We start from the raw sequence: 11,988 nt of genomic DNA, 5'->3' as shown, positions 1-11,988 counted from the left end.
TTCCTGAACAAGGAGCTCACACCACCCACCTGGTACTATCATACCTACAACTATTTCTTGAGTGTAACTATCTTTCCCTTTCTGGAGATAGCCTACACGTGTACACTTTTCAAGGCAGAGGCGTTAGGATTGAAGCCATACGGGTACAGCGGATTCACGAACCAGGACCGTTACTTTTCCGCCCGTCTGCGTGTGTTGAAGGAGGGGCAGTTCTGGAAATACATGCCGGCCGTGGTGCTGGGGACATCTGACCCGTTCACTTCCTCTGGCGGCGGTCAAGTTAGCACTACGGAAGGTAACGGCTATTACAGCCGTTTCTATATTGCCGCTTCCAAGCAGATACCCGTTGCGGGTAAAGAGGAGGTTGGCGTGCATCTTTCCTATCTGTATAATGACCGCAAGGAGTACAAGCTGAATGGCTTTGCACTGGGTGTCACCTACAATCCGTCCTTTCATCCGCAGTTAAGGATGATAGCGGAATATGACTCCAAGGACTTTGCCTTGGGAGCCACTTATCTGTTGTTCAAGCATCTGCATGTGCAGGTGGAAATGCAGAGGATGAAATATTTCAGTGGAGGGCTGACATACAAAATTCATCTGAAATAAGAAATAAGAAGTAACCCAAAGTCTCAGTGACTCCATTAAAAAAGCAGCTAAAGTATGACATCCAACTTTAACTGCTTTTATTCTAATATACCAATTTTACATTGTCAATCCACAACGAATTACCGGGAGAACCTATGTAAGCACCGCCATGGCTGGAGGTAAACTGTAACAACAAATGAGTAGGCACATCATCTTCCGTTCCCCAGGCAACCTCCTTAATAGGTACGCTCTCTCCTTTACTATTAACTGCATAGCGTTCTTCAACCTGAAGACGCATCATGTGGGCCTTGTACGCAGGGTCACCGGTAATATCACCGTACATGATGGAATAAGTGGCATTATTATGCCAATCGGTAGTAGTATAATATCTTACGACCATCGTTCCTACGCGCTTGGCATAGATATTCCCCTTCTCATCTTCCCAACGCTTTTGCAGAAACAGATTCACTTCCGGGAAGTCCTTTCCTTCCACATCTGTGATACGGCTAAAGCCCGTTGCACGAATACGCTTCTCGCGGTCGGACATCTTTACTTTATAATCAAACTGTATGGCGATAGGTTTCTTTGTAAACGGTATGCCGGAATTCAGCATTTTCTGCGGATTTTTGGTTCCCTTGATAGGTTCGTGCACCTCACCCAGAAACATAGAGCCGGCAGCCAGCACCGTGATATCCACTATTCCAAAAACCTTCACACTTTCCATACGGGTGTCCATGCGGGCGCAGAAACCATCCCCTCGCTTTTCCGGAAAAACAGAAGTATTAGTTTTCGTGATACCGGCTACCCGGGCCATCACATTGGATGTCGCCCACGGCGAACCTCCCATATTCTTGTATGCCTTGGTTTCGGTGACAGTAGCAGTAGGGCCGATGGCATACACATTCTTCGTGGCACCGCCAATAATACCGGATTCCTTGATTTGGCGGTCAATCCATTGATCCATATTTCCGAAAGGAATCATCTCTACCTCGTGCTGCTGCGCAGAAACGGCTCCGCAACAAAGCATGGCAGACAGCACTCCCAACATACGAATTTTCTTTTGAATCATTTCTCTCATTGATAATTGACAATCATTATAAATCGTACTTCCACTGTTCCAGTGCAAAATTCCAGTTATCCTGGACCAACTGCACTGTACGCTCATCATACTTGTATTTATTCTTCTTATATCCTTTCTTTCCACCTACATACTTCTCAATATCGACACGCGCCTCTACAAAGCCCGGAATGGACAAAGCCTTGTAGATATATTCAGTCATTCCCATTGCATCCGCTTCGAAGTCCTCAAACTTCACCTCTATCAAGTTTCCTTCAGGAATACATGCCTTGTCCGCTTCGTATTTATGATACAGTTTGGCATAAATGGACAAAATATTCTTCTCAAGCTCCTCATGACTGATATCCTGCAGTTTCAACGGCTGAATGGTGTTAGTAAAGAAACTACGTGTGCTTTCGAAAACAGTATAAGGATTACGCATCAGATAGATAAACTTGGCATTGGGGAACATCTTGACAAGCTCTTTCACACGTCCCGTATGAGGCGGATTCTTACTAAGAAACTGGGTTCCGTTCGTATTCCAAAGAGAAATCTTTATCAGTTTGACGAAAGTCTCCTCAAATACTTTCAGCTCTTTCTCTGTGATGTCATCAAACAGCAGGTATTTATCGGCATACTCTTGCTGATATTCGGGCAGGAACCAGAAATTATAATAGGTGTAGGGCATCATATTTGCCAAAGCAAACTCCTCTTCTTGCGGAAGGTCAACGGCAAGTTCCATATTGTCCGTGGGACGTTTGTCCGGCATCAACCAACTCATGTTCTTCTTGAAGAAAGGCTGCCCCCACATCATAAGATGTGGAAATACAGTCTGGTATGTCGTGTTGTAGCCGAAATGCTTGTCGCAGGAGAAAACATTATGCACAAACGTAGTCCCGCTACGCCAGTGTCCCAAAATGAATACCGGATCATGCTCCAAGGGCTTATCTGCCAGAAGCTTTTCATAGCGTCTGTCCTGCAGAGGAGCCAAAGTGGACAGCAAGCGGCAGACGGCTTTTGTCAGCCGATACTTGCCTTTGTAGGCAGCACCGATGTCACGACCGCCCGTTATATCCTTGAATGTTTTCCAATCCGCACCTACCAGGGTGTTTATCGGAAGCTTATTGAATTCTAACAATCCCATTATTATCTTTATATTAATATGTTATGGTTTTCTTCCGGTGATACCGAGAGAGAACTGCAATACTTATAAAGAAGTACTGCGCTCTATCCGTACAGCCACGCCCTGGCGTTCCAGCTCTTTCACAGCCTTTTCTATAGCTTCGTAATGTTCGGGAGCTATACCCAGCTTAGGCAAATTCAGTATAGGCAGGTCCTCAGCTAAGTGCATGTCCTTATCCTCCACCCTATCGATAATCATACCTACAGCACTGGTATTGTTGGTTATCGGGTCTATCAAGATAAACGAACCGGTAGCCTTATTCTTCTGATAAGGGTCAAAGAAAAGCTCTTTGGCAGTAGTCAGCACCACACGCGCAATTTGATTGAGCTGCATCGGCAATGTTTCCTTGCTCAACTTTCCGTTGTCAATGGAAAGATGCTCCATCGTATTGACATCCACCTTATACTTGATGCTGTCGATGCGGGTGCGGCTTATATTGGTGGTCTGTTTGATGAAGAATGATTTGTTGATATCCATCGGCTCTTCATCCATCCAAACCAGCATCGTTTCAAAATTGCGGTCCATGACGGGCAGGTTATCCGGATGTACCAGCATTTCCCCTCTCGACACATCTATTTCGTCCTCCAGAGTCAGGGTGACGGACTGGGGCGGAAAGGCGTAATCCAATTCGCCGTCGTATGTAACTATACTCTTGATATGCGACTTCTTACCGGAAGGCAATGCCATCACTTCATCTCCCTTACGAATAATACCCGAAGCCACCTTACCGCAAAAACCACGGAAATCGAGATTGGGGCGCAAGACGTATTGAACCGGGAAACGAAAATCCTTCAAATTATGGTCGTTGTCAATATGTACCGTCTCCAGAAAGTCAAGAAGTGAAATACCCTCATACCAAGGAGTACGTTCCGATTTCTCCACCACATTGTCGCCATCCAAAGCTGACAGCGGAATGCAGTTTACGTCAGGAATACCCAATGGAGCTATAAACTTCCGGTATTCATCGACTATCTCATTAAAACGTTCTTCGGAAAAATCCACCAGGTCCATCTTATTGACAGCAAGCACCACATGCTTGATGCCAAGCAACGACACCAGAAAAGTATGCCGGCGCGTCTGCGTAATGACACCCATACGTGCATCCACCAGAATAATTGCCAAGTTAGCTGTAGAGCCCCCGGTAATCATGTTGCGTGTGTACTGCTCGTGTCCCGGAGTATCGGCAATGATAAACTTACGATTGTTGGTCGAGAAGTAGCGGTATGCCACGTCGATGGTGATGCCTTGTTCGCGCTCCGCCTTCAAGCCGTCCAGCAAAAGGGCGTAGTCAATGTGGTCGCCGGCATTTCCCATGCGCTTGCTGTCGCGTTCCAGTGCGTCCAGCTGGTCCTCATATAGTTTCTTGCTGTCGAACAACAGACGGCCTATCAATGTGGATTTTCCGTCATCCACAGAACCGGCAGTCAGTAAGCGCAACAAGTCTTTCTGCTCATCCTTATCAAGAAAAGCCTTTATATCAAGTGTAGAATCGTTCATCCTTAATGATTTAATTTTTAATTCTTAATTTTTAATTCCTTTAGAAGTATCCCTCGCGCTTCTTCTGCTCCATGCTTGCGTCTTGGTCGAAGTCAATGACACGGGTCGTCCGTTCACTCTTGGTGGTGGTCATCATTTCCTCGACAATCTTCTCGATGGTATCGGCATCGCTTTCCACAGCACCGGTCAACGGCCAGCAACCCAGCGTACGGAAACGCACCATACGCATCTTTATCTGGTCGCGGTACTGTTCCGGCAAGCGGTCGTCATCCGCCATTATCAGATTTCCGTCAATCTCCACACAAGGACGTTCCTTGGCAAAATACAACGGCACAATAGGGATGTTTTCCAAACGTATATATTGCCAGATGTCCAGCTCCGTCCAATTACTTAACGGAAATACGCGGATACTCTCTCCTTTATGTACCCGGGCGTTATAAATATCCCACAATTCAGGACGCTGATTTTTGGGGTCCCATTGATGGAACTTGTCGCGGAAAGAGAAAATACGCTCTTTGGCGCGTGACTTCTCCTCGTCGCGGCGAGCGCCACCGAATGCCGCATCAAACTTATACTTATCCAATGCGTGGAGCAAAGCCTGCGTTTTCATCAAGTCCGTATGCACCTTGCTGCCATGCGTAAAAGGTCCGACACCTGCATTGAAAGCTTCCATATTGCTTTCCACTATCAGGTTCCAACCATACTTCTTGGCATACTCGTCACGGAACTGTATCATCTCCTTAAACTTCCACTTGGAATCGATGTGCATCAACGGGAACGGCACTTTGCCGGGAGCAAACGCCTTTTCGGCCAAGCGCACCATAACCGAAGAATCCTTGCCGATACTATACAGCATCACCGGATTTTCAAACTCCGCTGCCACTTCACGGATAATATGAATGGACTCTGCTTCGAGTTCCTTCAAATGGCTCAATTTATATTCTTCTTTCATTATATCTTATTTCTTCTGAATTCTTGGTAAAATGAGTTCCAACAGTTTATTGACCGATTCTTCCAGGCTGAGAACAGAGGTGTCCAACGTCAGAGCCGGATGAGCCGGCTCCTCAAAAGGCGCGGAAATACCAGTAAAATTCTTGATTTCTCCCTTACGTGCCTTGGCATAAAGTCCCTTCACGTCACGGCGTTCACACTCTTCAAGCGGGGTACTGACATAAACTTCCAGAAAATCGTCTTGTCCGATAATATCAGCCGCCATTTCACGAATATCGTTATTAGGACTGATAAAAGCCGCGATTGTTATAACACCCGTATCAAGAAAGAGTTTGGAAACTTCGGCTATACGCCGGATATTCTCCACACGGTCGGCCTCCGTAAAACCGAGGTTATTGTTGATGCCACTGCGGATGTTGTCACCATCCAGGATACGGCAAAGCAATCCTCTTTTATGAAGTTCGCGCTCCAAGGCAATGGCTATCGTACTTTTGCCGGAGCCGCTCAAGCCGGTAAACCAAACCATCACGCTGTGCTGCTTCAACAAGTCTTCTTTGTCTTTCCGCATCAGCATTTTGTCAAATATCGGATATATGTGGTTGTTTTCTTCCATATGTTATTATTTCTTCTTTTTTTAAAATGGCCAAATTAAAGGAATCAAGAAAATGGATATCAGGAAAGTAATGATATTCAAAGGTAACCCGATGCGTACAAAATACTTGAACTTATAGTTACCGATACCTTGTACAATCAAATTAGTCTGATACCCTATAGGAGTGGAGAAGCTGGCAGAAGCCGCCATACAAATTACAACGAAGAAAGGCATCGGACTGACTCCCATCTGTGAAGAGATGGAAAGTGCCAACGGGAAAGCGAGTGCCGCGGCCGCATTGTTCGTAATCAGTTCTGTAAACAAGTTCGTTATGATAAACACAGCAGCCAGCAACACGTGGGGGCCATAATGATGGCTCATGCCTATAATGAAACGCGCCACAGCATCTGCCACTCCGGAATTCACCATCGCCTTGCTGATAGCAAAAGCACAAGCAATCGTTATCAGAATATCCCAAGATATATATTTGGTATACTTGCGGGCCGGAAATATCTTTGTCCAGGCCATAATGATAGTAGTAATGGAAACGAAGAAAAACATATCCAACTTGATTTCCGGAAAAGCTTCCTTGACAACCGGAAGTTCACCAACCGTTGCACCCACTATCATCAATATCAGCAAAGCCAAGGCAAACCAGCGCTTTCCCTTTCCGGGCACCGGTTCCGTATCCTTGCCATTGGCCAGCAACACGAACACCGAAGATTCCCCCCAGGTCTTTACAAAAGAGTCATCAGCCATCACCACCAGCGTATCCCCTTCGCGGAGATATTCATTTTCCAGATTTCCGACAATGCTCTGACCGCTACGCTTAATCTCCTTCACTTCGGCCCCATAATGCCGCTTGAAGTTAAAATCACCAAGTTTCTTGTTGATACCGGGAAAACGGGCGCCGAGTACAGCTTCCACCCGATGTAAATCTCCATGCTCCTCCGGTTCCTCATCTAGCTTTACCGCATCCGTACGAACATCCGGCAAAAGCCTTGAGGAAAAAGCGAACAGATAAAGGATGCCTGCAATCGCGACGAAAATGCCCACTTTACCCAACTCGAACATAGTAAAGCCTTCATATCCGGCTTCCAATATCATACCATGCACCACCAGATTGGTCGACGTCCCTATCAGGGTGCAGATTCCGCCAAGTATCGTCACATAAGAAAGGGGTATAAGGAACTTGGTAGCAGGCAATTTTACAGATTCGGCCCAACGCTTGATAATGGGAGCAAAGATAACAACCACCGGAGTATTGTTTAGAAAAGCTGAAATAAAAGCAATGGTGGGCAACATACGGAACTGCGCTTTAAAGACCGTAGTCTTACCTTGGGGAAGCAGCTTCTTGATTACTTGCCCCAAAGCACCCGATTGCCTGATGCCTTCACTGACCAAAAACAGCATGGCAACAGTCATCATCCCCTTATTACTGAACCCTTCCAGCATCTCCTTAGGAGTGAGGATACCTGCACACAAGAACAATACTACGACAGAAAAGAGCACCATGCCCGGACGCATTTTATCCAGAACCAAGGCAATCACCATGCCCAACAATGCCAGCAGCACAAACAATATCTCAAATGTCATAAAGTCGTTATTTTATTTCGGTATGCTTGGGTTCTACGATAAACCACGGATTCAGCAAATCCTCCTTATTATATTGCAAAGGTTCTTCCTTCCCCGCCTGATAAATTTCCATTCCGGCAGCACGTGCAATAGCATGCCCAGCCGCCGTATCCCATTCCATCGTAGGGGCAAAACGAGGATATACATCAGCCTTGCCTTCAGCTACCAGACAAATCTTGATGGAACTTCCACTTGATATAAGCTCAACTTCCGCATGGCTGCATTTCATTTTCTCGATATAATCTTCTGTCTCGGGCGTCAGATGCGAACGGGAAGCCACAATTACAAACCGTTCGTGCACGCTTGTTTCCGGCAGCCGGACAGCTTTCACAAGCAGTTCATCCCACGACATTCCATCACGTGCAGTAATACCGGATAGCTTATAAGCACCCGAATCATGCACTCCAAAATAGAGCTCCTTTTTTACCGGCACATAAATGACTCCCATTACCGGTACTGAGTGATGCACCAAAGCTATATTCACTGTGAACTCACCGTTCCTCTTGATGAACTCCTTCGTACCGTCCAAAGGGTCTACAATCCATAAAGTTTCCCAACTCCGTCGTTCCGAAAAAGGCAAATGTTTGCCTTCCTCGCTTAGCAGAGGGAAAGGTGTATCAGCCAAAAAACGGCAGATAGTTTCATGAGCCTTACGGTCGGCAATAGTAAGAGGAGAATTATCCGCTTTTTTTTCTACCTGAAAATCCGATGCCGGATCATCGTAAATGGAAAGAATTTTCTCGCCAGCCTGCAAAGCGGCATCAATCGCATTCAGTATATATCGTCGTTCCATACTATATTCTTCTCAAAGATAAGGCACAAAATTAAAAACTTTTTCAGGTCTAAAAGTTTCCACCTCTTGTTTTATAACTTCTTTTAAACGAAAGAGAGAATATTATAAGCACTTTTCACAATCAGAAAAATCAATCCGGAGCAGAGAAATAGAGTGAAATATTCACGAAGGAAGAGGAACTAAAGAGACTGTGACAACATGAGTTTATCTGGGTCTTTTCTCAATTAGTCCGTTAGTTCACAGTACTGAACACTTTGTTTCAACCTTTAAAAACAAGTTGTTTCAGTATATAAAAACATTTTGTTTTTATGCGATAGAACGAGATGTTCTGTTAATGAAACAAAGTGTTCTCCTGCTTGAAACAAACTGTTCTGTTAAAGGAAACACTTTGTTTTGCCAAACCAAACACGCGACAGCGCCAGCCTTCACATTCTTTCGGCATATCATGAAAAAGGCAGTAACTTCGCAGTTACTGCCTCATCTTGAAAGGAAACATACATTCCTTTCTGTTATGAATTACCAAAAAGAATTCTATTAATTGATGCTATACAGCAACCATGCCTTCTGGAAGTCATCATTCGAAGGATGTTTAGCTTTGAAAGAGTCACGCAGATTCTCGGCGGATGCTCTGTCATCGAATGTACCGATAACTACACGATACAGGTTTCTTTCTGCATTGTAAACCACCATAGCAGTATAGCCTTCATTCACCAATGCCTGCTTCACACCTTCCGCATTAGCTTTCACGCTATAAGCTCCGCAAACTACACTAAAGGTTTTCAAGCTGGTACCACCTGATACCACAGTCACCTTTTCCTGACGCATGCCGGCAGGTGCACTTTCCACCACCTTTACTTCTACTGGAGCGGTAACCACTGGAGCCACCTCTTCAGCAGGAGCAGTTGTCTGCGGCTCGGCCAATTCCTGCTGTTTTGCCTTTTCATATGCTTTCTTATAAGCACTTTCACTTGATTTACAAGAAGAGAATGCCAGAGCTATACATACTCCCATTCCCAATACGGCTAATTTTTTCATCTTTTCTATTGTTTTTATTAGTAAAATCGTCTATTCTTATTCTTTATCTCAAAATTTTCGAAAAATAGATTTCGTACCCTCATATTCCAAACGCAATGAAGAGTAGGACAAATCTTCTACTTTAAAGGTACATTTTCCTTCCGGCCACCCGAAATAAGTATCATAATTTTTATCGTTAACGCTTTCAGGCAACAAAATAATGGAAATTTCAGCACCTTTCAAAGAATAATTTCCAAAAAACGTAGTCAACCCTCCATCTTTCAACAAACATATGGCAGAAAAACTTCCTTTTTGAAAATTATAAAATACACTGTCCACCTTCTCTGATGTACCGTCGGCATATTGATACTGACGCAACTGCCACTTACCGGCCAAGTCACCCCCACCATTCATGCAAGCGGTCAAAGTACAAGCCACCAATACAATCCAAAGATATTTTAAATGCAATTTCATCATTTTTCCATGCCACTATCTAAATATGGAACAAAAGTACACCATAACATGCGATTATACCTCAGCATCCTTAGTTAAATATAATTAAACCCCTCCATAAAAAGAGATTTCCCGGAAGACTTGACGTATATTTGCCAAATATAAACAGAGCATGAGGCTCACTTAATTGATTACATGACATTTGAAAATTTGAATTTGATAGAACCTATATTGAAGGCTCTTCAAGAAGAGGGGTATTCCACCCCTACCCCAATCCAGGAAAAATCGATCCCTATATTACTTCAAGGAAAAGACTTATTAGGATGTGCTCAAACCGGAACAGGCAAAACCGCCGCATTTTCCATCCCTATCTTGCAAAAGTTATATAAAACGGATAACCGCAAAAGTATCAAAGCACTCATTCTGACGCCGACCCGCGAGTTGGCCATACAGATAGGAGAATCCTTCAGTGCATACGGTAAGTATACCGGACTGAGACATGCCGTCATCTTCGGCGGTGTAGGACAAAAGCCACAGACAGATGAACTGAAACGTGGAGTACAAATACTGGTTGCAACTCCCGGACGACTGCAAGACCTGGTCAACCAAGGTTTCATTAACCTAAAAGCACTCGAATTCTTCGTATTGGACGAAGCAGACCGGATGCTGGACATGGGATTCATACATGATATCCGACGCATATTAAAGCTATTGCCCGCAAAACGGCAGACTCTCTTCTTTTCGGCCACAATGCCTCCGGAAATAGAAATCTTGGCAAACTCCATGCTGACGCACCCCGAGAAAGTAGAAGTCACCCCTGCATCGTCCACGGTTGACACAATCTCCCAATCAGTCTATTTCGTTGAGAAAAAAGAGAAAAAAGACTTACTGATTCATCTGCTGAAGAATCCGGCTATCAAGTCCGTACTTATCTTCACCAGAACTAAATATGGAGCAGACAAACTTGCACGTACCCTTAGTAAGTCCGGAATAAGAGCCGAAGCCATACATGGAAACAAGTCGCAGAATGCCCGACAGCGAGCACTGACCGGCTTTAAGAACCATGAACTGCGCGTACTGATAGCAACCGATATTGCAGCACGAGGCATCGACGTGGACCAACTATCACACGTCATCAACTACGAGCTGCCCAATATTCCGGAAACATACGTGCACCGTATCGGACGAACCGGACGTGCCGGCCACGACGGCATCGCCCTCTCCTTTTGCGAATCGGAAGAACTGCCTTACCTGAAAGATATCCAAAAATTGATAGGGAAAAGTATCCCAGTAATAAAAGAACACCCTTTTGTCACCGCCGATGGTTTAAAAGCACAGAAAATCAAGACTGAAGAAATTAAGGCCAAAACCAAGGAAAACAAAATCTATCGCGGGAGCCGTACGAATGGAGACTTTTGGAGAAGAAAAAAGCAAACCTCGCAAAACAACACCCCAAAAGGAGTTGGAAGATAAAGACAATCATAAAAAAACTGATATTCCGAACAAAGTTTCAAAAAAATTTGTTAGTTTTGTCGTACGAACCTCAAAAAAAGAAAGGAATATCATTATGAAAGGATTAAATGTTTTAGCAGCTTTCCTGGGTGGCGCCGCAGTAGGTGCAGCCCTCGGTATCTTATTTGCTCCTGAAAAAGGAGAAGACACCCGTAACAAAATCGCAGAAATTCTCCGTAAGAAAGGGATTCGTCTGAACCGAAGCGAAATGGAAGACTTGGTAGATGAAATTGCTGCGGAAATCAAAGGTGAGGTAACGGAATAAGGTAAAAAACAGAACCACTATGTTTGCAGACGACAAAAGTATAGAAAATATGCAGCAGCTCTTCATTGAATTCAAGAAATACCTGGAGCTGCAAAAAGAATATACCAAACTGGAAGTCACCGAAAAACTGTCCAAACTGCTTACAACGCTTTTATTGGTGCTTATGGTCGTCATACTCGGCGTAGTGGTTCTGTTTCATCTGTCGTTTACGCTGGTCTATATTTTAGCTCCGCTGGTAGGCGGGCTAATGATGAGTTTTGCACTTATCACGTGCTTCCATATCCTACTCATCGTTCTGCTTGTCCTATTCCGCAAAAAGCTCATTATTGATCCGACAGTAAAACTTATCGCAGAATTATTCTTAGACAATTAATTCGAAATATTCATGGATAATACGACCAATACGACTCCCGTCACTTTAGAAAGCATCGCCCAGAAAAAAGCCATGCTG

General features: G+C 44.5%; 13 protein-coding genes. 4 read left to right on the top strand and 9 right to left on the bottom strand.

The window, feature by feature from the left end:
• Window positions 1-606: YjbH domain-containing protein (locus ABUA47_RS14225; RefSeq protein ID WP_349831701.1), on the top strand; the 606-nt coding region annotated here is incomplete at its 5' end.
• Between the two features lie 82 nt (window positions 607-688).
• Here ABUA47_RS14225 and ABUA47_RS14220 read toward each other — a convergent pair.
• From ABUA47_RS14220 to ABUA47_RS14180, 9 genes are all read right to left on the bottom strand, one after another.
• A complete protein-coding gene (locus ABUA47_RS14220; protein WP_057088318.1) occupies window positions 689-1,654 on the bottom strand; it encodes a PCMD domain-containing protein in 966 nt (321 codons plus the stop codon).
• A gap of 25 nt (window positions 1,655-1,679) precedes the next feature.
• Window positions 1,680-2,786: a sulfotransferase family protein gene (locus ABUA47_RS14215; protein ID WP_009036831.1), complete on the bottom strand. Its 1,107-nt coding sequence runs from the start codon at window positions 2,784-2,786 to the stop codon at window positions 1,680-1,682.
• A gap of 63 nt (window positions 2,787-2,849) precedes the next feature.
• Window positions 2,850-4,322 (bottom strand): sulfate adenylyltransferase subunit CysN, encoded by a 1,473-nt coding sequence (gene cysN, locus ABUA47_RS14210; protein ID WP_035448035.1) that lies wholly within the window; start codon window positions 4,320-4,322, stop codon window positions 2,850-2,852.
• Between the two features lie 40 nt (window positions 4,323-4,362).
• Complete coding sequence (gene cysD / locus ABUA47_RS14205; protein ID WP_005826557.1) at window positions 4,363-5,274, bottom strand: sulfate adenylyltransferase subunit CysD; 912 nt, start codon at window positions 5,272-5,274, stop codon at window positions 4,363-4,365.
• A gap of 6 nt (window positions 5,275-5,280) precedes the next feature.
• Window positions 5,281-5,886 (bottom strand): adenylyl-sulfate kinase, encoded by a 606-nt coding sequence (gene cysC / locus ABUA47_RS14200; protein WP_005836053.1) that lies wholly within the window; start codon window positions 5,884-5,886, stop codon window positions 5,281-5,283.
• Between the two features lie 21 nt (window positions 5,887-5,907).
• Window positions 5,908-7,461, bottom strand: a complete 1,554-nt coding sequence (locus ABUA47_RS14195) for an SLC13 family permease (protein ID WP_349831699.1) — start codon at window positions 7,459-7,461, stop codon at window positions 5,908-5,910.
• Window positions 7,462-7,468: 7 nt separating this feature from the next.
• Entirely contained in the window at window positions 7,469-8,293 is an 825-nt protein-coding gene (cysQ, locus tag ABUA47_RS14190; RefSeq protein ID WP_005836050.1) for a 3'(2'),5'-bisphosphate nucleotidase CysQ, read from the bottom strand.
• A gap of 534 nt (window positions 8,294-8,827) precedes the next feature.
• A complete protein-coding gene (locus ABUA47_RS14185; RefSeq protein ID WP_035448030.1) occupies window positions 8,828-9,328 on the bottom strand; it encodes an SPOR domain-containing protein in 501 nt (166 codons plus the stop codon).
• 48 nt (window positions 9,329-9,376) lie between these two features.
• A complete protein-coding gene (locus ABUA47_RS14180) occupies window positions 9,377-9,781 on the bottom strand; it encodes a lipocalin-like domain-containing protein (RefSeq protein WP_172685027.1) in 405 nt (134 codons plus the stop codon).
• 174 nt (window positions 9,782-9,955) lie between these two features.
• Here ABUA47_RS14180 and ABUA47_RS14175 point away from each other — a divergent pair, with 174 nt between their 5' ends.
• The 3 genes from ABUA47_RS14175 to ABUA47_RS14165 all read left to right on the top strand — a co-directional run bounded on the left by ABUA47_RS14175 (window position 9,956) and on the right by ABUA47_RS14165 (window position 11,910).
• A complete protein-coding gene (locus ABUA47_RS14175) occupies window positions 9,956-11,233 on the top strand; it encodes a DEAD/DEAH box helicase (protein WP_035448029.1) in 1,278 nt (425 codons plus the stop codon).
• Between the two features lie 94 nt (window positions 11,234-11,327).
• Window positions 11,328-11,537 (top strand): YtxH domain-containing protein, encoded by a 210-nt coding sequence (locus tag ABUA47_RS14170; RefSeq protein WP_005826568.1) that lies wholly within the window; start codon window positions 11,328-11,330, stop codon window positions 11,535-11,537.
• 19 nt (window positions 11,538-11,556) lie between these two features.
• Complete coding sequence (locus tag ABUA47_RS14165) at window positions 11,557-11,910, top strand: phage holin family protein (protein WP_349831698.1); 354 nt, start codon at window positions 11,557-11,559, stop codon at window positions 11,908-11,910.
• The last annotated feature ends 78 nt before the right edge of the window (window positions 11,911-11,988 follow it).

This window comes from Bacteroides sp. RTP31139st1_H2_RTP31139_211217 (assembly GCF_040227615.1).
Lineage (GTDB): Bacteria > Bacteroidota > Bacteroidia > Bacteroidales > Bacteroidaceae > Bacteroides > Bacteroides uniformis.
This window is presented reverse-complemented; position numbering and strand designations above follow the sequence as displayed.